Here is a 21,736-nt window from a genome sequence, read left to right as displayed (position 1 = left end):
ACCTTCGACTCACCCGAACCCGACCTCACCATGAAAACTGCACTCGACCTCCTCAAAGCCTATACCGACAACGCACGGAACCCCGCTGCCGCCGGCGCGCTCTTCGCAGACGATGGCGTGCTGGAACTTCCGACGATCAAGGTGCATGTCACCGGACCTGCGGGAGTCGAAGGACTCCTGACCGGCCTGCTGAAGCGTGTGCCCGATTTCAGGTTCAAGGAATTCAGGGCGTTCATCGACACACCCGACAAGGCATTCGCCGAGTATTCGGTCGAAGCGTTGGTGCCCGACACCGGCAAGGTGTACCGCCAGACCTATGCCGGCGTGTTGATCGCAGAGAACGGCAAGATCAAGCTGCTGCGCGAAGCACTCGACACCGCAGCGGCTGCCGCCGCATTCAAGAAGGATTGAGGACCCATCATGTCCGACCTCTTGAAACCGCTGTCCGCCGAAAGAATTTCACGCCGCGATGCGGTTCTCGGCATCGCGCGCGGTGCCTCGGCTGCTGCGTTCACGACCAGCCTGCTGACCCAGGCGACCGCGTTCGCCGGCGAGGGTGCCGGTGCGCCAGAAGCGATCGTGCCCTTTCGGGTCGCCGTGCCACAAGCCGAGATTGACGACCTGAAGCGCCGCCTGGCGATGATGCGTTGGCCCGAGCGTGAAACGGTTTCCGATTGGTCGCAAGGCGTGCCCCTGGACACCGCGAAGCAGGTGATCAAGTACTGGCACGACAAGTACGACTGGCGAAGGTTCGAGCGCCAGATCAACGGCTACCCGCAGTTCAGGACGCGCATTGACGGCCTCGACATTCACTTCATCCATGTGAAGTCGAAGCATCCGGGCGCGCTGCCCGTCCTCATGAGCCATGGCTGGCCTGGCTCGGTGGTCGAATTCCTCAAGGTGATTGGCCCGCTGACGGACCCGACTGCGTACGGCGGCCGCGCTGAAGAGGCGTTCGACGTCGTCATTCCCTCCTTGCCGGGGTTCGGATGGTCGGGCAAGCCCACCGATGCGGGCTGGGACGTCGTCCGCACGGCCAAGGCCTGGGGTGTCCTGATGAAGCGCCTGGGCCATGCCCGCTGGGTTGCCCAAGGCGGCGACTGGGGATCCGGTGTGACCCACGCGCTCGGCCACATCAAGCCCGAGGGCTTGGTGGCCGCGCATGTGAACTGGGCCTTCGTCTTCCCGGACAAGCTGCCGGTGGACCCGACAGCGGAAGAGCGATACGCCATGGATCGTGCCGCGCAGTTCACGGGCGACTGGGCCGGCTACTTCAGGGAGCAGGCGACCCGCCCGCAGACCATCGGCTATCCGCTGGCGGACTCGCCGGGCGGCCTGGCCCTCTGGATTTACGAGAAGTTTCAGGCGTGGACGGACAACCCCGGCAGCGTCGACAAGGTGCTCACGATGGACGAGATGCTCGATGACATCTCCGTCTACTGGTTCACCGACACGGCGGCCTCGTCCGCACGCTTTTACTGGGAAAACACGCGCAAGGGCTCCGCCAATTTCAACGCCGGAGTGATCGACCTGCCGATGGCGGCCACCATGTTTCCCAAGGAGATCTTCACGACGCCGAAATCGTGGGCGGAGGCGCACTGGCCCCACCTCATCTACTGGAACAAGGTGGACCGCGGCGGTCACTTTGCAGCCTTCGAGCAGCCGACGATCTTCACCGAAGAGCTTCGCAAGGCGTTCCGGACGGTTCGCGCGTGAGCGGGCCGTCCCGAGTGCGCGATGCGCCGACGACCACTCACCTGAAGACGAGCCCGAGCTTCCCAGAGCGAATACGCGGAGCGCACCGCGCCAAACCCGTTGGCGCACGGCCCCTGATCGCTGCCGACGTCGCAGTCAAGCGGACGGTTCAAGGGTGAAAGTTTCACCACAACCGACTCACCATTTATCACGAGGACAAAAATGACAAAGGTACTGGTTCTCTACTACTCGAGCTACGGCCACGTCGAAGCTCTTGCAAACTCAATTGCGGAAGGCGCCCGCAGCGCAGGCGCGACCGCAACTGTCAAGCGCGTTCCCGAACTTGTTCCGGACGAAGTCGCGACGGCCAGCCACTTCAAGCTGAACCAAGCGGCTCCGATTGCAAGTCCGAACGAGCTCGCGGACTATGACGCGATCATCGTGGGCACGCCCACCCGATTCGGCAACATGGCGGCCCAGATGAAGAACTTCCTCGATCAGACCGGCGGACTTTGGTTCGCCGGCAAGCTGATCGGCAAGGTCGGTTCGGTCTTTGCATCCACGGCGACTCAACATGGCGGCCAAGAGTCCACGATCTTGTCAACACACACCGTCATGCTGCATCACGGCATGATCATCGTCGGCCTTCCATATACCGCCAAAGGCCAGATGCGCCTGGACGAGATCACCGGTGGCAGCCCGTACGGCGCGTCGACCATCGCGGGCGGTGACGGCTCGAGACAACCCAGCGCGAACGAGTTGGAGTTGGCGCAATTCCAGGGTCGGCACGTCGCCGAGATCACACAGCGCCTGACACGGCCCGCCTGAACGGTCGAGCGATCGAGGAAGGACCAGCGAGGTCATTGGAGCAGGCGACGTCGACGCGAACGTCGCTTGCCCGTTGGCAAGGGGCGAGATTTGTGCCAGCCCCGAATCGGACCGCGGCGGAGATCGATCGGTAGTCAATCACCAAGGAAGAATGCCATGTCAGATCGTATCCACGAACTCCTGCACCGCAACCTTCAGGAGGTCTTCGGCGAGGGCGATGCGATGCGCCGTCGCGCAGCCATCAAGGACCTCTATACCGAAGACTGCGCGCTCTACGTTCCCCCGGGAGTATTCATTGGGCACGACGCTCTCGACAAGTTCGCCGGGGACCTTCGTGCGACGCACCCGCACTTTGCCTATACGCCGGACGGTGAACCTCAGGCTCTCCACAACGCCGGCCGCATTGCTTGGCGTTCCGGCGCGAAGGGTGAGGAGCCGGCTTACACGGGCCTGGATGTCGTCATCGTTCGCGATGGGAAGATTGCCGCGCTCTACGTCTTCCTGGATTCGATGCCTACCTGAAAGCGGCCCTCCGCGACCGGCTGGTCATGGCCGACCAGCGACCCGGGCAGCACTGCTGCTCATGATTGACCGCCATCTGCACGGCACCGATGATCGGTGTCGCGGCACTTCGCCGCATTCCCCAGCGGACTCCTCTTTGTCTGGGCAACTGCCGAACCGCGCTGGAAGCTCGCAGCCAACCCAATCGCCTCGCACGATGACCACGCTTACCACCGCCCGCTTGCGCCTGGAACCTTTCACGGACAGCCACGTGGCGGGGCTGAACGCCTTGAACGCCGACCCGGAAGTCATGCGCTACATCTCCGGCCGGCCCGAGACGATGGAAGAAACCGTGGCCGTGGTGCAACGGGTCAAGCAGCGCTGGGTCGAGATCGGGTACTCGTGGTGGAGCTTCATCGATCCGGCCAGCGGTGAAGTCGTTGGCGCGGGTTGCTTGCAGAACCTGCGCCGGGAAGAGAGCCTGCACCCGGACCCGGCATGCCCGCTGGAGCTTGGCTGGCGGCTTCGGCGCGATCACTGGGGCCGGGGCTTGGCCACCGAGGCCGCGCAGGCCATCGCCTGCTTTGCATTCGACGACCTGCACGCCAGCGAGCTCTATGCCGTTTGCGAGCCTGCCAACACGGCTTCGGCGAACGTCATGAAGCGCCTGGGCATGCAATTCCGCGGCCTTCAGCGTTGGTATGGAAAAGACCTGTCGACATACAGCATGAAGCGCGGCTGAATGGGCATCCGGGTGGCGGCCGCGTGAAGACTGCGCGAGCGCAGCCAGCCGGTGTCGACAGAGGCTGTTGGGCCCGCGTTCAGGCCGGCGCGCGGCGCCCCAGGGCCCAGTGACTCACACGCCTTCCTTCGTCGGCATGATGACCACCTGCTGCAGGTTCACATGCTTGGGCTGCGAGACGATGAAGCCGACGACCTGGGCCACGTCTGCGGGTTGCAGGAAGTCGATGGTCTTGGCGGCGTTGGCCAGCCAGTCCTTGGCGCCCTGGAAGGTGACGTGGTCCTGCAGTTCGGTGGCGACGATGCCGGGTTCGATCATCGAGACGCGGATGTTCTTCGGGCCGAGCTCGATGCGCAGGTGACGGGTCAGGTGGCTGACATAGGCCTTGGTGGCCGAGTACACGGCGAAGTACGGGAACAGGTACTGGCCGGCGATGGACGAGGTGTTGATCAGGTCCACCGTGGCGCCCTTGGCAGCGGCTTCTTCGAGCTGCGGCATGAAGGCCTGGATCACGCGCATCGCGCCGCTGATGTTCAGGTCGATCTGCTGCTGCCATTCGGCGGTGTCCTGCTGGCCGATGGCGCCAGGCAGCATCACGCCGGCATTGTTGAAGACCAGGTCGGTGCAGCCCCAGGTTTCGCGGACGGTGGCAGCGGCGCGGTCCAGCGCGGCCTGGTCGGTCACGTCGACCGCGAGGGCCAGCGCCTGGCCGCCGGCCGCACGGATCTCGGCGGCGAGTTCGTCGAGCGCGGATTGGCGGCGGGCCAGCAGCGCGACCTTGGCCCCGCGGGCGGCGAGCAGGGTGGCTGAAGCGCGGCCAATGCCGCTGGAAGCGCCGGTGACAACAGCGACGCGGCCGGCGAGGTCTTGAAGAGTGGAAGTCATGAGTGTGTCCTTGAGTTCGTTGAGCGTCGGAAGGTCGACGGGGTGAACTCTAGGATTCGGCACTCGCTACCGGTAGTGAGTGGCGGGCCACAACACCCGCAACCCATGGTTGTGAATGGCGCGGCTACTGGGTGCCACGCTTCGAGCGGGACTTCAGCTCGGCCAGCGGCAGGTTGAAGTCCGTGCTGTCCTTCAGGCGGTCGACCGCGAAGTCGATGAAGCGGCGCACACGGCCCGGCATCTGGGTGCGCTGGGCGTAGTAGAGGTACAGCCCCATGCGCTCGCTGAGCTGGCCGGTCAGCAGCGGCACCAGCTGGCCGGCGCGGATGGGCGCGGCGGCGTTGATGCTGTCGATCTGGCCAATGCCCAGCCCGGCCACCACGGCCCGCATTTCCGCCTCCGGGTCGTTGCTGCAGAGCATGGCAGGCACGGTCTCGAAGACGGTCTCGCCCTTGACGCTGAACTCCCACAGGAACGGCCGCCCGGTGCCGGGCTGGCGATAGCCGGTGCAGCGGTGCTGCAGCAGATCCGTCGGCTTTTTCGGTGCGCCGTGCTGCGCCAGGTACGCTGGCGATGCGCAAACGATTTGCTGGATCGTGAACAGCCGGCGCGCGATGACTTGCGCGCTCGGTTCGCTGCCAGCGCGAAAGCCCACGTCAATGCGTTCGCTGACCGAGTCCGTCAAACCGTCTTCCAGCAGCAGGTCGAACTCGATGGCTGGATGCAACTCGCAGAACGCCGCCAGCAGCGGCACCAGCACCTTGCGCCCGACCGCGCCGCCAGCGCTGACGCGGATCAGGCCCTCGTCGTCGCGCACCGCGTTGCGCGCTTGCGCCAGCGCGGCGGCCAGCCCGTCCAGGTTGCCTCGCACCGCGTCAAACAGCCGCTGGCCTTCTTCGGTCAGCGCGCTCTTGCGGGTCGTCCGGTGGAACAGCCGCACGCCCAGGTGCTGCTCCAGCTGGCGAACGGTCTTGCTGACGGCCTGCGGCGAGCTGCCTTGTGCCAGCGCGGCCTGGTTGAAGCTGCCGAGTTCGGCGGCGCGCACGAAGGTCGACAGGGCTCTCAGTTCGTCCATGGGCAGGCGTGTGGGCTGGGCACGGCCGGCGAAGGCCGCGGTATAACGCGGCGATGACCATAGCAGCTTCGCCTGCCACCGTTGCCGGTGGACTCCCCGCCATCGAGCTGGACACGCCGCGGCTGCACATGCGCTGCTGGCGCGACGAGCACCGTGCGCCGTTTGCCGCGATGAATGCGGACCCGGAGGTGATGGCGTTTTTCCCCAGCGTGCTGTCGCGCGAGGCCAGCGATGCAAGCGTGGATGCCTGGCTCGGGCAGTTTGCTGCGCAAGGCTGGAGCAATTGGGCGCTGGCGCGGCGCGATGGCGGCGGCTTCGTCGGCTGCGTGGGGCTGAGCGTGCCGCGGCGGGCGCTGCCGTTTTCGCCCTGCGTGGAGATTGGCTGGCGCCTGGCCCGTGCGCACTGGGGCCAGGGTTTTGCCAGCGAGGCGGCAGAGGCCGCGCTCGCGGTGGGCTTCGAGACGCTGAAGCTGGCCGAGATCGTCTCGTTCACCACGCTGGCCAACCAGCGTTCGCGCGCCGTGATGCAGCGCCTGGGCATGCGCCACTGCGTGGACGAAGACTTCGAGCATCCGGCGGTGCCGGAAGGCGACAGGCTGCGGCCGCATTGCCTTTACCGGCTGACGCAGGCCGCGTGGCGGCAACGGCGGCCGAAGCCGCCGCCAGCCGCCTTCAGCTGACGATCAGAACGCCTTGCGCAGGCCCAGCTGCACCGTGCGTTCCTGGGCGATGTAGTCCTTCAGGTCGCCGGTGGACATCGAAGCCGACGCGTACAGGAAGGTCATCTTCGAGAAGCCGTAGCGCACGCCCAGGCCGGCCTTGCCCAGCGTGGCCGAAGCGCTGCCGCCGTCGTTCTTGTACTTGACGTTGGAGTAGTTGCCGCCAAAGGTCCAGTTGCCCACCGGTGCTTCGAAGCCTACGGTGTAGTTGTCGGTGTCGTGCGCGACGAAGCTGGTGTCGGTGGCCACGGTCAGGTTGGTGCCGGTGAAGGCGCCGTTGCCGCTGGTGGTCGTCAGGTTGCGGTTGCGCTGCACACCGCCCAGCAGCTTGACCGGGCCGAAGTTGTAGTTCGCGGCAATCGTCAGCGACTCGTTGCTCTTGTCGTCGCCGCCGTTGCGCGGCTTGTTCCATTCGTAGGAAGCGCCGACATAGACCGCGCCGGCCTGGTAGATGCCGCCAATGCCATGGAAGCGGTCGGCAGTGCCTTCGCCCGGGGCGATCTGGAACTGCATGCTGAAGCCGGAGAAGTCCGGCGTGCGGTACTGGACGATGTTGTTGGCGCGCGGTGCGTTGAGCCAGAAGGGCAGGGACTTGCCCTTGTTGGTCACGGCCGTGCCGGGGTTCAGCGAGAGTGCGTTGCCGAATGGGTCGGACTGCCACATCACGCTGTCTTCCAGGATGTACTGGCGGCCGACGCGGATCTCGCCCAGCTTTGCATCGCTCAGGCCCACGTAGACCTGGCGCCCGAAGGCCAGGCCGCCCTGGCCCAGCGTGCCGGTGTCGGCATTCAGGCCGGCTTCGGCGACGACGTTGGCCTTCAGCCCGCCGCCCAGGTCCTCAACCGTCTTGATGCCCCAGCGCGAGCCGTTCAGGCCATTGACCACGCCGTCGTTGACGGCCCAGTTGTCTTCCGCGCCGGATTTGCTGCCGGCCATGTAGCGGGTCACGTTCACGTCGATCAGGCCGTACAGCGTGACGGTGGAATCGGCACGTGCCGCGCCGGCTGCCAGTGCCGCGACCGCAGCGAAAGTCATCAGGGAAATCTTGTGCATGTGGGAGTCTCCGTCCAGTGGGTAGTTGTTGTAAGTCATCGTACAAGTGCATGCCATCTGCAACAAGATGCGCCGTCTAGAGACATTCCCGCAGGCTGTCGCGTGAAAGCTGCAAGCTCGCCAAGGTGCCAGTTCAGCGTCATGTCAGTTTCAGCGTGCTGGCGGGGGTTTTACCTGTGAACGGCGGCCCGATTGGCGGGTGGTTTTGTCTCGGGGTAAACCAGCGAATCGAGGGGAAACCCTCGCCTTGTGTCGTTGACAAGTGCTCACGCATTTCCGACCATGTTGTACGACAACGGATGACATCAGACAACACATCCGAAGCGCCAAGTTTTCCGAGATTGTTTCCCCCCATGCTTGCCACGCCCGCCACCTCGCTTCGCTTTCCTCGTTTGCTGCTGACCGGCGCCGCCGGCGGCCTGGGCAAGGTGCTGCGCCCGCGCCTGAAGGTCTATTGCGACCAGCTGAGGTTGTCTGACATTTCCGACCTGGGCGAGGCGGGCGAGGGCGAGGAGCTGGTGCCGGTGCGGCTGGAGGACAGGGACGCCGTGCTGCAGCTGCTCGACGGCGTCAGTGCCGTGGTGCACCTGGGCGGTGTGTCGGTCGAAGGGCCGTTTGACCCCATCCTGCAGGCCAACATCGTCGGTGCCTACAACCTCTATGAAGCGGCGCGCAAGCAGGGCGTGAAGCGCATCGTGTTTGCCAGCTCCAACCACGTGGTCGGCTTCCACCGGCAGGACCAGGTGCTGGACGCCAACAGCCCGCCGCGGCCGGATGGCTTGTACGGCCTGTCCAAGGCCTTTGGCGAAGACCTGTCGCGCTTCTATTTCGACCGCTACGGCATCGAGACTGCCTGCGTGCGCATCGGCTCGTCCTTCCCCGAGCCGCGGGACCGCCGCATGCTCAGCACCTTCCTCAGCTACGACGACCTGGAGCGGCTGGTGATGGCCTGCCTGTCCACGCCGGTACTGGGCCACAGCATCGTCTACGGCATGTCCGACAACCCGCGCGTCTGGTGGGACAACCGCCTGGCCTCGCACATCGGCTTCCGCCCACAGGACAGCTCCGAGCCCTACCGCGCCGCCATCGAGGCGCGCCAGCCCACCATCGACCTGAGCGATCCCGCCGCGCTTTACCAGGGCGGCGCTTTCGTGCGCACCGGCCCGTTCGAGGGCTGAGCGGCATGGCGCTCAACATCGAGGTGCTGGGCCCGCAGCGCCACCAGGTGGGCGAGAGCCCGCTGTGGAGTGCTGCCGAGCAGGCGCTGTACTGGGTCGACATCGACGCCTGCCGGCTCTGGCGCTGGGACGCGGCCGACGGCCGCATCGAGCACTGGTCCACGCCGGAGCGGCTGGCCTGCATCGCGCTGCGCACCGAAGGCGGGTTGATCGGCGGGCTGGAAACCCAGCTTGCGGCCTTGCTGCCGCGGCCTGGCGGTGAGCTGCAGGTGCTGCCGCTGGCCAGCGTCAGCCACCCCGAACCCGGCATGCGCTTCAACGACGGCCGGGCCGACCGTGACGGCCGTTTCTGGGCCGGCACCATGGTGCGCAACATGGCGCTGGCCAGCCCCGCCGGTCAGCTCTACCGCTGGGACGGCCACGGCCTGAGCGAGCCGCTGATGGACGGTTTCATCACCCCCAACGGCCTGGCCTTCAGCGCCGACGGCCGCACGATGTACCTCTCCGACAGCCACCCCAGCGTGCAAGCCATCTGGCGCTACAAGCTGGACGCCGAGGGCCTGCCGCGCGGCGGCCGCGAACTGTTTGTCGACATGACGCAGCATCCCGGCCGGCCCGACGGCGCGGCCATCGACGTCGACGGCTGCTACTGGATCTGTGGCAACGACGCAGGCCAGGTCCACCGCTTCCGGCCGGACGGCAAGCTGGACCGCAGCATTGCGCTGCCCATCAGCAAGCCTTCGATGTGCAGCTTCGGCGGCCCGCAGCTGGACCAGCTGTTTGTCGCCTCCATCACGCCGGCCAAGCCCGCGCCCGGCTTCGACGCTTCGCTGGACGGCGCGGTGCTGGTGCTGTCGCCCGGCACGCAAGGCCTGGCCGAGCGGCCGTGTTCGGCGCCGTTTGCCTGAAATCCGCCATTCCGTTTGATTCCTGTTCCTCTTTTTCCCGCCCCCACAAACCAACACCGAGACAAGCGCATGACCTTCTTCCATCGCACCCTGCTGGCCGCTGCCAGCCTGCTGCTGGCCGCCACCGGCGCCCAGGCCGTCGAATTCCGTTCGGCCGACATCCATCCCGAGGACTACCCGACCGTGCTGGCCGTGCGCCACATGAGCGAGACCCTGAGCAAGTCGACCAACGGCAGGCTCAGCATCAAGGTCTTCGCCAAGGGCGCGCTGGGCATCGAGAAGGACGCCATCGAGCAGACCAAGCTGGGCGCCATCGCGATGACCCGCGTCAACGTCGCGCCGATGAACAACATCTGCCCGGCCACCATGGTGCCCACCATGCCCTTCCTGTTCCGCAGCAAGGAACACATGCGCAAGGTGCTGGACGGCGCGATTGGCGACGAGATCCTGAAGGACTGCGAAGCGCAAGGCTTTGTCGGCTTGGCCTTCTACGACTCCGGCGCACGCTCGATCTACACCGTCAAGAAGCCGATCAAGACCCTGGCCGACGCCAAGGGCCTGAAGGTGCGCGTGCAGCAGAGCGACCTGTGGGTCTCGCTGCTGGAAGCCATGGGGGCCAACGCCACGCCGATGCCTTTCGGCGAGGTCTACACCGCGCTGAAGACCGGCCTGGTGGACGGTGCCGAGAACAACTACCCGTCCTACGAAAGCTCGCGCCACTTCGAAGTCGCCAAGTACTTCAACAAGACCGAGCACTCGATGGCGCCGGAGATCCTGCTGTTCTCCAAGCGCATCTGGGACACGCTGACGCCGGACGACCAGAAGCTGATCCGCGCGGCCGCCAAGGAGTCGGTCGGCTTCATGCGCAAGATCTGGGACGAGCGTGAAGAGAAGTCGCTGGCCACCGTGAAGGCTGGCGGCGCGCAGGTCATCGAGGTCGACAAGGCCAGCTTCCAGGGCGCGATGAAGCCGGTGTACGACAAGTTCATCACCGACGCGCACCTGAAGGACCTGGTCGCCCGCGTGCAGGCCACGCAGTAAGCCCCGCGCCCTCCACGCCCCAATGCAGTCCAGGTTGTCCTCACCATGAGCCAGGCCCGTCCCATGCCCCCTCCATCCGGCGCTCCTGCCGCCGTGCCGCCCACCGGCGGCTTCTTCACGCTGTACACCCGGCTGTGCACCAGCATTGCCCGGGCCTGCCTGGTCATTGGCGTGAGCGGCCTGGTGCTGCTCATCGTCGCGGTGCTGTACCAGGTCGTCGGCCGCTACATCTTCAATGACACGCCCACCTGGGCCGAGAGCGGCGCGGTGCTGCTGGTGCTGTACGTGACCATGCTGGGCATGGCGGTGGGCGTGCGGGACGCCGGCCACATCGGGCTGGAGTCCTTCCTGGTGCTGGCACCGGACTGGCTGCGCCTGAAGATGGAGCTGCTGATCCACGGCCTGGTCCTGGTCTTCGGCATCATCATGTCCTGGCAGTGCGCGCTGCTGGCCGAGTCCGTCATGGGCTACAAGATCCCCACGCTGGGCCTGTCCGAGGCCTTCAAGTACGCCCCGCCGGCACTGGCTGGCGTGCTGGTGACCATGTTCTCGCTGGAACACATTTTTGCGCTGCTGCGCGGTACCGAGGTGGAGCCAGCATGGCACTGACGATTCTGTGCGTGAGCTTCACGCTGCTCCTGCTGCTGGGCGTGCCGGTCGCGTTTTCCATCGGCCTGTCCTCGCTGGCCACGCTGCTGTACGAAGGCCTGCCGCTGGCAGTCGGCTTCCAGCAAATGATCTCGGGCATGAACCCGTTCTCGTTCCTGGCGATTCCGTTTTTCATCTTCGCTGGCGAGATCATGATGTACGGCGGCATTGCCGACCGCATCGTGGGCCTGGCCAAGAGCCTGGCCGGCCATGTGCGCGGCGGCCTGGGCATGAGCAACGTGCTGGCCTGCACGCTGTTCGGCGGCGTCTCGGGCTCGCCGGTGGCCGACGTGTCGGCCATGGGCGCGGTGCTGATCCCGCAGATGAAGAAGGAAGGCTACGACGCCGACTACGCGGTCAACGTCACGACGCATGCCTCGCTGGTCGGCGCGCTGATGCCGACCTCGCACAACCTGATCATCTTCACGCTGGCCGCCAGCGGCAAGGTCAGCATTGCGGCGCTGATCCTCGCCGGCATCGTGCCGGCCATCCTGCTCACGCTGTGCAACCTGGCTGCCGCCTACGGCGTGGCCGTCAAGCGCGGCTACCCGGCCGGCACCTTCCCGGGTTGGGCCATCGTCTGGTCTTCGTTCCGCTCTGCGGTGCCTGGCCTGGCCGTCGTGCTGATCATCATCACCGGCATCCTCTCGGGGGCGTTCACGGCGACGGAGTCGGCCTCGGTGGCGGTGCTGTGGGCGCTGTTCCTGTCGGCCATCGTCTACCGGCGGCTGACGCGCGAGCAGTTCTTCAAGGCTGCGGCCAAGGCGGTGAAGACCACCGGCACCGTGCTGTTGCTGATCGGCATCTCGTCGATGTTCGGCTACCTGATCGGGCTGTACGGCGTGGCTGAGCTGACCGGGCAGATGCTGGGCTCGATGAGCAGCTCGCCCTGGGTGATCTTCCTGTGGGTCAACGTGATCCTGTTCGTGCTCGGGACTTTCCTGGACATGGCCGCGACCATCCTGATCTGCACGCCGATCTTCCTGCCCATCTGCCAGCAGTTCGGCATGAGCACCGAGCAGTTCGGCATCGTGATGCTGATCAACTGCGCGCTGGGCCTGAACACCCCGCCGGTCGGCACCACGCAGTTCGTCGGCTGCACCATCGGCGAGATCTCGGTCGGCGCGGTGATGAAGACCATCTGGCCGTTCTACGGCGGCCTGATCGTCGCGCTGGGCCTGGTCACCTACGTGCCGGGGTTCTCGATGTGGCTGCCCAACCTGCTGCTGAAGTGATGCAGCTTCCTGTCTGTTGACCCGGGTCAGGCCACCTTCGCGGTGGCCAATCCCTTGCAGGCGGCCTTCGGGCCGCTTTTTTTATTCCAGATCCAGCCGCGCATGCCGACATCCCGGGGTGACGCCCCTACTTTTTTCGGATCGCCCATGAATGTCTTGTCCAACCTGAAGGTTGCCCATCGCCTGCTGGCCGCTTTTGGGGTCTGCATCCTGCTGATCACCGCCACCGGTGCGCTTGGCGTGATCTGGCTTCGCCATCTGGGCAGCATGCAGCAGGAGATGGTCGACTCCGAGGTGGTGCCGTCCCACCTGGCCGGCACCGCTGCATGGCAGGCCGCTACGCACTTTCGGCGGCAATACCCGTACATCCTGAAGCACGACGAGAAGGCCAGGGCCGAGTCGCTCGAGCTGAACGAGAAAAGCGCTGGCGAGATCACCAAGGCAATCGACTTCGAACGCAGCCACCCGACCAGCGCCGAGCAGCGCCAGCTGGTGGCGGACTTCGACACCCACTGGCCGGCTTACCTGGCCTCGACCCGGAAGATCCAGGCTGCCGTCAAGGCCGACGACACCGAGGCCGCGTTTGCCGAACTGAACGCCACCACCGACGGGCTGCACGTCAAGCTGCGCAAGCTGTTCATCCAGCTGGGCGACATGCGGCTGAAGTCGGCACAGGAACGTGCGCTGCACGGCACGGCCATCGTCAACGCCGCCGCCTGGCAGGTGCTGGCGCTGGTGGCGGCCGGCCTGCTGGTGGCTGCCGGTGCAGCAGTGCTCGTCACGCGCTCGATCCTGCGCCAGATCGGCGGCGAGCCGGGTCAGGCCGTGGAAGTGGCCCGCGGCGTGGCCGCGGGCGACCTGAGCGCGCGCATCGTGCTGCGCCCGGGCGACAGCGACAGCCTGCTGGCCCAGCTCAAAGCCATGCAGCAAAGCCTGTCTCAAGTGGTGGGCCGGGTGCGCCAGAACGCCGAGAGCGTGGCGACCGCGTCGGGTGAAATTTCGCAGGGCAACAACGACCTGTCCTCCCGCACCGAGCAACAGGCCAGCGCGCTGCAGGAAACGGCAGCGTCGATGGAACAACTGGGCGCCACCGTCACGCAGAATTCCCACAACGCGCAGCTGGCCAACCAGTTGGCGCGCAGCGCAAGCGAAGTCGCAGGCCAGGGCGGCGAAGTGGTTGGCCAGGTGGTCGCCACCATGGGCGAGATCCAGACCAGCTCCAAGCGCATTGCCGACATCATCAGCGTGATCGATGGCATTGCGTTCCAGACCAACATCCTGGCGTTGAACGCCGCCGTCGAAGCGGCCCGCGCCGGCGAACAAGGGCGCGGCTTCGCGGTCGTCGCCTCAGAAGTCCGTGGCCTCGCCGGCCGCTCGGCGGCGGCGGCGAAGGAGATCCGCCAATTGATCAGTGCCAGCGTCGAGCGGGTCGAACAAGGCAGCGCGCTGGTCGACCGCGCCGGCAGCACGATGAACGACGTGGTCACGTCCATCCGCCGCGTCAGCGACATCATTGGCGAGATCACTTCGTCCAGCGGCGAGCAGAAGGCCGGGATGACCCAGGTTGGCAGCGCCATGGCCCAGATCGACCGCACCACGCAGCAGAACGCGGCCTTGGTCGAGCAGAGCGCTGCCGCCGCCGAAAGCCTCAGCCAGCAGGCGCAGCAACTGGTGCAGGTCGTCAGCACCTTCAAGATCGCAGCCGGGGTGCACTGACAGGCCGCGCGGCAGCTGCCGCGCGGCCCACGGTGGCCACGCGCTGGATGCCCTTCACGCCGGCGAATACGTCAGCCGCCTCCCAGGTAGGCCGCGGCCTGTTCGCCCCAGGTGGCGATCTCCGCGATGTCCCGGGCCACGCGCAGTTCGGCGCCTGGCAGCAGCCCGGCGAGGGTGGCTGAGGTCGAGACCGGGTGCGCTGGATCGGTGTCCCAGCCGAGGACCAGCGTGGGTTGGCGGATGCCGCGAAGCGCGGCCGGCGCCGGCAGGTCCGAGGCGGCGGCGCCGGCCAGCACCAGCGGCAGTGTTTGCAGCGCGACTGCGGCCAGCGGGGAAGGGCGCGGGATGTTGGCGAAGATGGGCGGCACGGGGGCCATGGCCAACGCTTTCTCCAGCAGCGCCACCTTGCCGCTGGCGGCCACGGCCGCCAGCTTCCGGTAGACCTGGACCTGCGCGGCGCGGGTGTCCCACGCGGTGGGCGGCGCGGTCAGCACCAGCTTGCGAAAGCGTTCGGGCCGCTTCAGCGCGGCATGCAGCGCGGTGCCGGTGCCCATGGACAGGCCGATGGCCGAGACCGGTTCGCCGGGCGAAAAATGATCGGCCAGGGCCAGCAGGTCGTCGGCCAGGGCGGGCCAGCCGAAGGCCCCGCTGTGCCGGCCGCAGCCGGACTCGCCGTGGCCCCGCGCGTCATACGCCACCAGCCGGCAGCCGGCCTCGGCCACCGGCGAAAAATCGACCAGCCCGCGTTGCCGGTCCACCGCGCGGCTGCAGAACAGGCCATGCGCATACAGCACGACCGGACCGGTCCCTCGCACGCTGCAGGCCAGCCGCCCGCCATTGACCTGGACGAACTCGGTGGCCGGCGATGCCATGCGTCAGGGCGCTGGCGGTGCCACCAGCGGCTGCACCAGGTGGATCAGGTTGCCGCAGCTGTCCTCGAACATCACCGCGATGATGGGCCCCATGTTGACCGGCTCGCCGCGGAAGCGCACGCCCTTGGCGGCCAGCCTGGCCTTCTCGGCATGCACATCGCTGGTGATGAAGGCGGTGGCCGGAACGCCGGCGTCGAACAGCGCTTGCTGGTAGACCTTGGCCGGCGGGAAGCCCATGGGTTCCAGCACCAGCTCCACGCCTGCCATGCCTTCCGGCGCTGTCACGGTCAGCCAGCGGTATTGCGGGCCCATCGGAATGTCGGCGCACTTCTCGAAACCCAACACCTCGGTGTAGAACGCCAGGGCCTTGTCCTGGTCGTCCACTGGCACGCTGCTGAACTTGATCTGCAAGGTGGTCTCCTGTCGGTTCGAGTGAAAACAGAGGGGTGACCGTATCACGAGGCCATGCGGGCGGCCGGCCACTCCCGCTGCAACAGGCCGTACATGGCCGTGTCCGAGACTTCGCTGGCAACGAACCAGCGCTCGCGCAGCAGGCCTTCGCACTGGAAACCCAGTCGCAGCAGGCTGCGGCCGGAGGCGATGTTGCGCGGGTCGATGTCGGCTTCGAGCCGGTTCAGGTTCAGCGCCGGGCCAAAGGCCCAGTCGATCAGCGCACCAACCGCCTCTTGCACATGGCCCTGGTGCCAGGCGTGCGGTGCGAGTGCGTAGCCAATCTCGGCGCGCCGGCTGTCCTGTACCAGGTTGAACAGCGAACAGGTGCCGATCACGGCCCCGTCGCTGCGCCGGATCAGGCCCAGCCGGATCGCCTTGCCCTCAGCGAGCTGGCGCTGGTCGCTGGCGATCATCGCGTCCGCCTGCGCCCTCTCGGTCCACGGGCCGCTGCTCCAGTAGCGCATCACCTCGGGGTCTGAAAAAAGTGCGAACAGCGCAGGCGCATCGGTAGACTGGAGCGGGCGCAGCAGCAGGCGCGGCGTGTCCAGCTGCAGGGAGGAGAAGTCATGCATCGGCCGGACTGTAGGTGATGTCACCCAGGCCGGTCGACAATCGGCAACCCGCCCTCACAGGATCCCGCCCATGTCCTCTTCGCCTGCCGCATGGCTTCCTTCGCGCCTGCCCATCATCCAGGCCCCGATGGCCGGTTCGCAGGACGAGCGACTGGCGCTGGCGGTGCATGCCGCTGGCGCGCTGGGCTCGCTGCCCGCCGCGATGCTGAGCCTGGACGGCCTGGATGCTGCGCTCGGCAAGCTGCAGGCGGTGGCCGGCAATGCCTACAACGTCAACTTCTTCTGCCACACGCCGCCGCAACCCGACGACGTGGCGCTGGCACGCTGGCGCCAGGCCCTGGCACCGTTCTACGCCGAGGCCGGGCTGGACCCGCACGCCGTGGCCGCCGCGGCCAGCCGCGAGCCTTTCAATGCGGCAATGGCCGAACTGCTGGAAGCCTACCGGCCGGCGGTGGTGAGCTTTCATTTCGGCCTGCCATCGCCCGAACTGCTGGCCCGCGTGCAGCGCCTGGGCTGCCGCGTGATCAGCTCGGCCACCACGGTGCGCGAAGCGCGCTGGCTGGCGGCGCAAGGCGTGGACGGCATCATTGCCCAGGGCCTGGAGGCCGGCGGCCACCGTGGCCATTTCCTGGACACAGATCCGGCGCACCAGCTGGGCACGATGGCCTTGCTGCCGCAGGTCGTTGCCGCGGTGAGGCTGCCGGTGATTGCCGCCGGCGGCATCGTCGACGCGGCCAGCGTGCGCGCTGCGCTGGCGCTGGGCGCCGCCGCGGTGCAAACCGGCACCGCCTACCTGCTCGCCGACGAAGCCACCACCGGCCCGGTGCACCGCGCAGCACTCGTCGAGCCAGACACGCCAACCGTGCTCACGCGCCTCTTCTCCGGCGGCCTGGCGCGCGGCATCGTCAACAGGCTGATGCGCGAGCTCGGGCCGGTGAGCCCGTTGGCTCCTGCGTTCCCGCAGGCCTCGGGTGCGCTGGCGCCGCTGCGCGCCGCCGCCGAGAAGGCGGGGCGTGGTGACTTCTCGCCGCTGTGGTCCGGCCAGAACCGCAGCGCCTGCCGCGCGGCACCGGCCGCCGAGATCACGGCCGCGCTGGCGCGGGGCCTGCTGCCGTCGTCTTGAAGGCATTGCCAGCCTCGTGGCCGATCCGGCCGACCGAAACCGGGTGCCATACAGGACCCCGTATGCACTGTCGGCGCGAAATCACACTCCCGCATGCGTCATGTAGATGACACATTCACGTTTTTTCTAGGGGTCTGACCCATTTCATCCCTAGGTATCAGGGTGACGTGAGACAAATTTGTGACGAACATGTGACAACTCTGTCAACAGCAGTACGCGCCAGGAAGGCCTCGAAGTAGCTGTCTCGCTTCCAAAGGTCCCTCAATCAAAAGGGAGTGGTAGATGAGAGGGTTCGAGTCCCGCCTGCCGGCGCTGCTGTGCGTCCGGGGCGAACACGCCGGGCAGATCCGGCAATGCCTGGCGCAGGTCGCCAGCGGCGCCCGTCCGCTGGCTTCGCTGGCCGACGAAACCGGCGCCTGCGCGGCCGTGTTGCTGGTGCGTGATGCGCACCCCGAAGCGCTGGGCCGCCTGCTGGCGGGCGCCGCCGCGGCGCTGCAGCCTGGGCAGGCCGTTGCCGATGCCAGGCTTGGCCTGTACTTTCATCCTTCACCGCCGGGCGAGCCGGCGCTGGCCTTCCTGTTTCCCGGCCAGGGCAGCCAGGCCCTGGGCATGCTGGCGCCGCTGAACGGGGTTTTACCCGGCTTTGCCGAGCGCGTGGCAGCGCTGGACGCCGACGGCAGCTGGCGCGGGCTGATCAACGCCGCGCGCAGTGCCGCCGCCGACGCCGCGCTGCGCGACACCCGCCACGCCCAGCCGGCCATCGGGCTGGTCTCGATCGCGCTGGCGCAGACGCTGCTGGCGCTCGGGCTGGCACCCCGCTTTGCGGCTGGCCACAGCTATGGCGAGCTGCCCGCGCTGGCGCTGGCCGGGGCCTTCGACGCGGCCACGCTGCTGCAGCTCAGCGTGGCGCGTGGCCGCCTGCTGGGCGAGGCGGGCGACGAGGCGGCCGGCGCGATGCTCGCCCTGCTGGCCGACACCGCCAGCATCGAGGCGCTGCTGGCCGAGGCCGGCCCGGGCGCTGTGCTGGCCAATCGCAACAGCCCGCGCCAGGGCGTGGTCTCGGGTGAGCTCGCGGCGGTGGCACGTGTCGAGGCGCTGGCGCGGGCCCGCGGCCTGCGCTGCACGCGGCTGCAGACGTCCTGTGCCTTCCACTCGCCGCTGATGGCCAGTGCCGCCGCGCACTGGCAGGCGGCGCTGGCCGCCGCGCCGCTGCAGCCGCCGGCCGGCCTCACGGTGCTGGCCAATGTCAGCGCCCGGCCGCACCCGGCCTCGGCCGCATCGGTGCGCGATCTGCTGGCCCGCCAGGTCGAGGCGCCGGTCCGCTGGCAGGCTTCGGTCGAGCACCTGCACAGCCTGGGCGCACGGGTGTTCGTGGAAGTCGGCCCCGGCCGAACCCTGACCGAGCTGGCCGGCCAGATCCTCAAGGACAGGCCGCACGTGGCGCTGGCCTGCGACCCCGGCAAGGCCGACCCGCGCGAGCACCTGCTGCAACTGCTGGCACGCCTGGTCTCGCTTGGTTTGAGACCTGCACTGCAGCACTTTGCGCTGGACGTTTCAGCCTTCACGCCAACGCAGGCCACCGCGCGCCTGCTGCCTTCCCCACCTCTTGCCACGGCCCGCCGGCCGCTTCCGCCCGTGAATGCCCTGAACCACTTCCTCGACGTCAACGGCCGGGTCATGACCCGCTTCTTCGAGCAGCAGTCCTCGTTGGTGGACCTGTGCGCAGACAGCCAGGCCGGCGAGCGCCAGCAGTTGTTCACGGCGCTGGTGCAGGCCAACCAGCAGGCGTTGGAGAGCTACCTGCAGACGCAGCAGCAGGCGGTGCTGGGCCGGCCGGCCGAAGCGGCGCTGCCGGCAGCGGCATCGGCCGCATCTCCAGCGCCGGTCTTGGCGCCAACGCTTGCGCACGCACCTGTGGCCCCTGTGGCGCCCCTGGTCACCGGGCCGTTGACGCCCGCGGCCCCGGCCGGTAGCGAGCCCTGGTTCCGTTCGATGATCGCCAACCTGACCGGCTTCCCCGAAGCCATGGTGCGGGCCGACAGCGACTTCGAAGGCGAACTGGGGCTGGACTCGCTGACCATGGCCGAGGTCTGGTTTGCGCTGGTCGATGAATTCCCGCAGCTCGACAGCCAGCGCGACGCCTTCCGCCAGTGCCGCCGGATCTCGGACGCCGTGGCGCTGATTGCCTCGCTGGGCGATGCGCCGGCGGCGGTGGCCGAGCCACCGCCGCCTGAGCCCAGGCCGGTGGTCGCGGCGGTGCCGAAGGCAGCGCTTGCGACGGCCCGCGCTGCACCTGCTGCACCCGCCGTGGCGCCCGTGGTGCAAGGGCCGCTGGCCGCGCTGCGCGACGAGATCGTCGCCCGCATCGCGGTGGCCAAGGGCCTGGCGGCAGACGCCATCGCACCCGATGCCGACTTCGAGCGCGAACTGGGCCTGGACGTGTTCACCCGCGCCGAGCTGTGCGACGAACTCGTGCAGCGTCGCCCGGCGCTGGCGGTGGCCGGCCGCGAGCTGGTGCATGCCAGCTCGGTCGCCGGCCTGCTGGCGCTGTGCGGCCGGGTGCTGGGGCTGGAAGACGCCGAGGGCCAGCCGGAGCGGCTGGGCCGCCACGTTCGCGTGGCGCTGCCGGTGCCGCTGCCGGCCCACGCGGCCTGGCCGGCGCATGTGCTGCTGGCCGGTGCCGCCGGCCCGCTGTTTGACCAACTGCACGCCACGCTGCTGGGCCACGGCGTGGCGGTCGATGCCTGGCATGTCTCGGCCGCCGGTTTCCGGCCCAGCAGCGAGCCGGAGCTGCCGCCCATCGGCATGGAGGAAGTGGACCGCTTGACGGCGGCACTGCCGGCCCCCGCCGCTGCCAGCGCGCTGCTGTTCGTGGCGGGCAGCGGGCTGGCGGCGTCCCATTCGGAGGGCGCGGAGGGCGACTGGTCGGCCAGCGTCGAAGCCGCGGCCACAGGCGCCTTCGTGCTGGCCAAGGCCTTGTGCAGGCGCGAGCTGGCCTGGTTTGGCGTGCTGGGCAGCGCCCATGCCGGCCCGGCCTGGACGGCTTCGCGTGGCGTGGCCCGCACGCTGGCGCGCGAGTGGCCGGCGACGCGGGTGCGGTCGCTGTGGCTGGAAGACGCGGCCCTGCCGGCCGGCGCGATGGATGCCGGCCTGCTGGCGCGCGCCATGGACGTGTTCTGTGCCGGCCCCAGCGAACAGGACCTGGTGCTGCGCGGCGGCCGGCTGTTCCAGCACAGCCTGCAGGCCCGCCCCAGCGAGTTGCGGCCGGCCCTGCCGCCGGCCCTCGGGCCGTCGTCCACGCTGCTGCTGCTGGGCGGTGGGGACGGCATCACCGCCGAGGTGGCGGTGGCGCTGGCGGCGCGCTACCAGTGCCGCATCGCCATCATCGGCCGCACCGCTTGCCCGGCCGCCTATCCGTACCCCGAAGCCGGCACCGAGGAGGCGCTGCGCACGCTGCTGATCGCCGAGCTGCATGCGGCGCCGGACGGCAGCGGCCGGCCGGCCGCCGAGCGGCTGCGCGAGCGCCTGCGCAGCGTGGCCAGGCAGCGCGCGGTGTTCAGTACCTGCCAGCGCATTGCCCAGGCCGGCGGACGTTGCCACCACGAGGCGGCCGACGCGACGCAGCGCGAGCAGATGGTGGCCGCGCTGGCGCGCATCCGCCAGGCCTGCGGGCCCATCCACGGCGTGGTGCACGGCGTGGGCGTGACCGAGGATGCGCTGCTGGCCAGGAAGTCGGTGGCCTCGTTTCGCCGCGTGCTGCGCAGCAAGACCGAATCGGTGGCCTTGATGCGCGAACTGCTGCAGGGCGAGCCGCTGGCCTTTGCCTTCCTGTTCAGCTCGCTCAGCGTGCATGCCGGCACGCCGGGCCAGGTCGACTACGTGGCGGCCAACGAAGTGCTGGGCGCCGTGGCCGAGGCCTGGAATGCCGAGGCGAGCTACCCGGTGCGGGCGCTGCTCTGGTCGGTCTGGTCCGAGGCCGGGCTGGCCTCGGCTTCGCTGGTGCGGCAGATGGCCAGGCTGGGCCTGCCTGGCATCGCCACCGCGCAAGGCGTGGCCCAGCTGCAGGACGAACTCGCGCGGGGCGACAAGGACGAGCCCTGGGTGCTGCTGGCGCCCGGCGCCACGCTGGCCTTTGCCTTGAACGGCGACACCACGCCGGTGCCGGCCCAGGTCGCGCCGGCCGAGGAGGGTGTGCATGCCTGAGCCAAGCCACCGCCGCCCGCCGATGGCGGTGACCGGCATGGGCGGCCTGTTCCCCGGTGCCGGCGATGTCGAGGCCTTCTGGCAACTCATCCTGTCGGCCCAGGTCGCCCAGGCTGAGTCGCAGGAAGGCCGCTGGGGCGTGCCGCGCGCGCGCTACCTCGGCCCGCCCGGCACACCGGACCGCGCCTATGCAGACGCGGCGTTCACGCTGGCGCTGCCCGAGGCTGGCGAAGGCGACAGCGCCGACCAGCAGGTGCGTGCCGGCCGCCACGCGGTGCGCGCCGCGCTG

The 21,736-nt window shown here is 68.3% G+C and carries 22 protein-coding genes; 15 read left to right on the top strand and 7 right to left on the bottom strand.

The window, feature by feature from the left end; genetic code table 11:
- Positions 1-30: 30 nt before the first annotated feature.
- The 5 genes from ACAH41_RS12100 (at position 31) to ACAH41_RS12080 (ending at position 3,766) form a co-directional block, all read left to right on the top strand.
- Positions 31-411, top strand: coding sequence for a nuclear transport factor 2 family protein (locus tag ACAH41_RS12100; protein WP_325651030.1), 381 nt, complete (start codon positions 31-33; stop codon positions 409-411).
- A gap of 9 nt (positions 412-420) precedes the next feature.
- On the top strand, positions 421-1,716 hold the full coding sequence (locus ACAH41_RS12095; protein ID WP_325651028.1) for an epoxide hydrolase: 1,296 nt from the start codon (positions 421-423) through the stop codon (positions 1,714-1,716).
- Positions 1,717-1,917: 201 nt separating this feature from the next.
- Positions 1,918-2,523 carry an NAD(P)H:quinone oxidoreductase gene (gene wrbA, locus ACAH41_RS12090; protein ID WP_325651026.1) on the top strand — a complete coding sequence of 202 codons (606 nt, stop codon included), beginning with the start codon at positions 1,918-1,920 and terminating at the stop codon, positions 2,521-2,523.
- Positions 2,524-2,679: 156 nt separating this feature from the next.
- Entirely contained in the window at positions 2,680-3,045 is a 366-nt protein-coding gene (locus ACAH41_RS12085) for a nuclear transport factor 2 family protein (protein ID WP_325651024.1), read from the top strand.
- 196 nt (positions 3,046-3,241) lie between these two features.
- Complete coding sequence (locus ACAH41_RS12080; RefSeq protein ID WP_325651022.1) at positions 3,242-3,766, top strand: GNAT family N-acetyltransferase; 525 nt, start codon at positions 3,242-3,244, stop codon at positions 3,764-3,766.
- Positions 3,767-3,880: 114 nt separating this feature from the next.
- Here the strand turns inward: ACAH41_RS12080 and ACAH41_RS12075 are convergent, their stop codons facing one another.
- Positions 3,881-4,651, bottom strand: a complete 771-nt coding sequence (locus ACAH41_RS12075) for an SDR family oxidoreductase (protein ID WP_325651020.1) — start codon at positions 4,649-4,651, stop codon at positions 3,881-3,883.
- A gap of 124 nt (positions 4,652-4,775) precedes the next feature.
- Positions 4,776-5,726 (bottom strand): LysR family transcriptional regulator, encoded by a 951-nt coding sequence (locus ACAH41_RS12070; protein ID WP_325651018.1) that lies wholly within the window; start codon positions 5,724-5,726, stop codon positions 4,776-4,778.
- Positions 5,727-5,779: 53 nt separating this feature from the next.
- Here ACAH41_RS12070 and ACAH41_RS12065 point away from each other — a divergent pair, with 53 nt between their 5' ends.
- Positions 5,780-6,406, top strand: a complete 627-nt coding sequence (locus ACAH41_RS12065) for a GNAT family N-acetyltransferase (RefSeq protein ID WP_325651016.1) — start codon at positions 5,780-5,782, stop codon at positions 6,404-6,406.
- 3 nt (positions 6,407-6,409) lie between these two features.
- On the opposite strand, the gene ACAH41_RS12060 is transcribed toward ACAH41_RS12065, so the two are convergent.
- A complete protein-coding gene (locus ACAH41_RS12060) occupies positions 6,410-7,498 on the bottom strand; it encodes a porin (protein WP_325651014.1) in 1,089 nt (362 codons plus the stop codon).
- Positions 7,499-7,851: 353 nt separating this feature from the next.
- Here ACAH41_RS12060 and ACAH41_RS12055 point away from each other — a divergent pair, with 353 nt between their 5' ends.
- The 5 genes from ACAH41_RS12055 to ACAH41_RS12035 all read left to right on the top strand — a co-directional run bounded on the left by ACAH41_RS12055 (position 7,852) and on the right by ACAH41_RS12035 (position 12,508).
- Positions 7,852-8,676, top strand: coding sequence for an NAD(P)-dependent oxidoreductase (locus ACAH41_RS12055; protein ID WP_325651012.1), 825 nt, complete (start codon positions 7,852-7,854; stop codon positions 8,674-8,676).
- Between the two features lie 5 nt (positions 8,677-8,681).
- Positions 8,682-9,584, top strand: a complete 903-nt coding sequence (locus tag ACAH41_RS12050) for an SMP-30/gluconolactonase/LRE family protein (RefSeq protein ID WP_325651010.1) — start codon at positions 8,682-8,684, stop codon at positions 9,582-9,584.
- Positions 9,585-9,653: 69 nt separating this feature from the next.
- The gene (locus ACAH41_RS12045; protein ID WP_325651008.1) at positions 9,654-10,625 is read left to right on the top strand and encodes a TRAP transporter substrate-binding protein; all 972 of its coding nucleotides are present in this window, start codon (positions 9,654-9,656) and stop codon (positions 10,623-10,625) included.
- 120 nt (positions 10,626-10,745) lie between these two features.
- Positions 10,746-11,234, top strand: a complete 489-nt coding sequence (locus tag ACAH41_RS12040; RefSeq protein WP_325651394.1) for a TRAP transporter small permease — start codon at positions 10,746-10,748, stop codon at positions 11,232-11,234.
- The gene (locus tag ACAH41_RS12035; protein WP_325651007.1) at positions 11,225-12,508 is read left to right on the top strand and encodes a TRAP transporter large permease; all 1,284 of its coding nucleotides are present in this window, start codon (positions 11,225-11,227) and stop codon (positions 12,506-12,508) included. The genes ACAH41_RS12040 and ACAH41_RS12035 overlap by 10 nt, the downstream gene beginning before the upstream one ends.
- A 26-nt stretch (positions 12,509-12,534) precedes the next feature.
- On the opposite strand, the gene ACAH41_RS12030 is transcribed toward ACAH41_RS12035, so the two are convergent.
- A complete protein-coding gene (locus ACAH41_RS12030; RefSeq protein ID WP_325651005.1) occupies positions 12,535-12,657 on the bottom strand; it encodes a hypothetical protein in 123 nt (40 codons plus the stop codon).
- Here ACAH41_RS12030 and ACAH41_RS12025 point away from each other — a divergent pair.
- Positions 12,656-14,224 carry a methyl-accepting chemotaxis protein gene (locus ACAH41_RS12025; protein ID WP_325651004.1) on the top strand — a complete coding sequence of 523 codons (1,569 nt, stop codon included), beginning with the start codon at positions 12,656-12,658 and terminating at the stop codon, positions 14,222-14,224. The two genes, ACAH41_RS12030 and ACAH41_RS12025, sit on opposite strands and share 2 nt — an antisense overlap.
- A 71-nt stretch (positions 14,225-14,295) precedes the next feature.
- Here ACAH41_RS12025 and ACAH41_RS12020 read toward each other — a convergent pair whose 3' ends face one another.
- From ACAH41_RS12020 to ACAH41_RS12010, 3 genes are read right to left on the bottom strand one after another with little or no spacing between them, the layout of a single operon-like run.
- Positions 14,296-15,096 (bottom strand): alpha/beta fold hydrolase, encoded by an 801-nt coding sequence (locus tag ACAH41_RS12020; RefSeq protein ID WP_325651002.1) that lies wholly within the window; start codon positions 15,094-15,096, stop codon positions 14,296-14,298.
- A 3-nt stretch (positions 15,097-15,099) separates the two neighbouring features.
- Positions 15,100-15,507, bottom strand: a complete 408-nt coding sequence (locus ACAH41_RS12015; protein ID WP_325651001.1) for a VOC family protein — start codon at positions 15,505-15,507, stop codon at positions 15,100-15,102.
- Between the two features lie 44 nt (positions 15,508-15,551).
- Positions 15,552-16,121 carry a GNAT family N-acetyltransferase gene (locus ACAH41_RS12010; protein WP_325651000.1) on the bottom strand — a complete coding sequence of 190 codons (570 nt, stop codon included), beginning with the start codon at positions 16,119-16,121 and terminating at the stop codon, positions 15,552-15,554.
- Between the two features lie 70 nt (positions 16,122-16,191).
- On the opposite strand from ACAH41_RS12010, the gene ACAH41_RS12005 reads away from it, so the two are divergent.
- The 3 genes from ACAH41_RS12005 to ACAH41_RS11995 form a co-directional block, all read left to right on the top strand.
- A complete protein-coding gene (locus ACAH41_RS12005) occupies positions 16,192-17,244 on the top strand; it encodes a nitronate monooxygenase (RefSeq protein ID WP_325650998.1) in 1,053 nt (350 codons plus the stop codon).
- Positions 17,245-17,526: 282 nt separating this feature from the next.
- Positions 17,527-21,447: an acyltransferase domain-containing protein gene (locus ACAH41_RS12000; protein ID WP_325650996.1), complete on the top strand. Its 3,921-nt coding sequence runs from the start codon at positions 17,527-17,529 to the stop codon at positions 21,445-21,447.
- Positions 21,440-21,736, top strand: a 297-nt coding sequence (locus tag ACAH41_RS11995) for a beta-ketoacyl synthase N-terminal-like domain-containing protein (RefSeq protein ID WP_370538306.1), incomplete at its 3' end; no start/stop codon positions are given. The genes ACAH41_RS12000 and ACAH41_RS11995, both read left to right, overlap by 8 nt.

This window comes from Ideonella sp., from assembly GCF_041287625.1.
Lineage (GTDB): Bacteria > Pseudomonadota > Gammaproteobacteria > Burkholderiales > Burkholderiaceae_C > Ideonella.
This window is presented reverse-complemented; position numbering and strand designations above follow the sequence as displayed.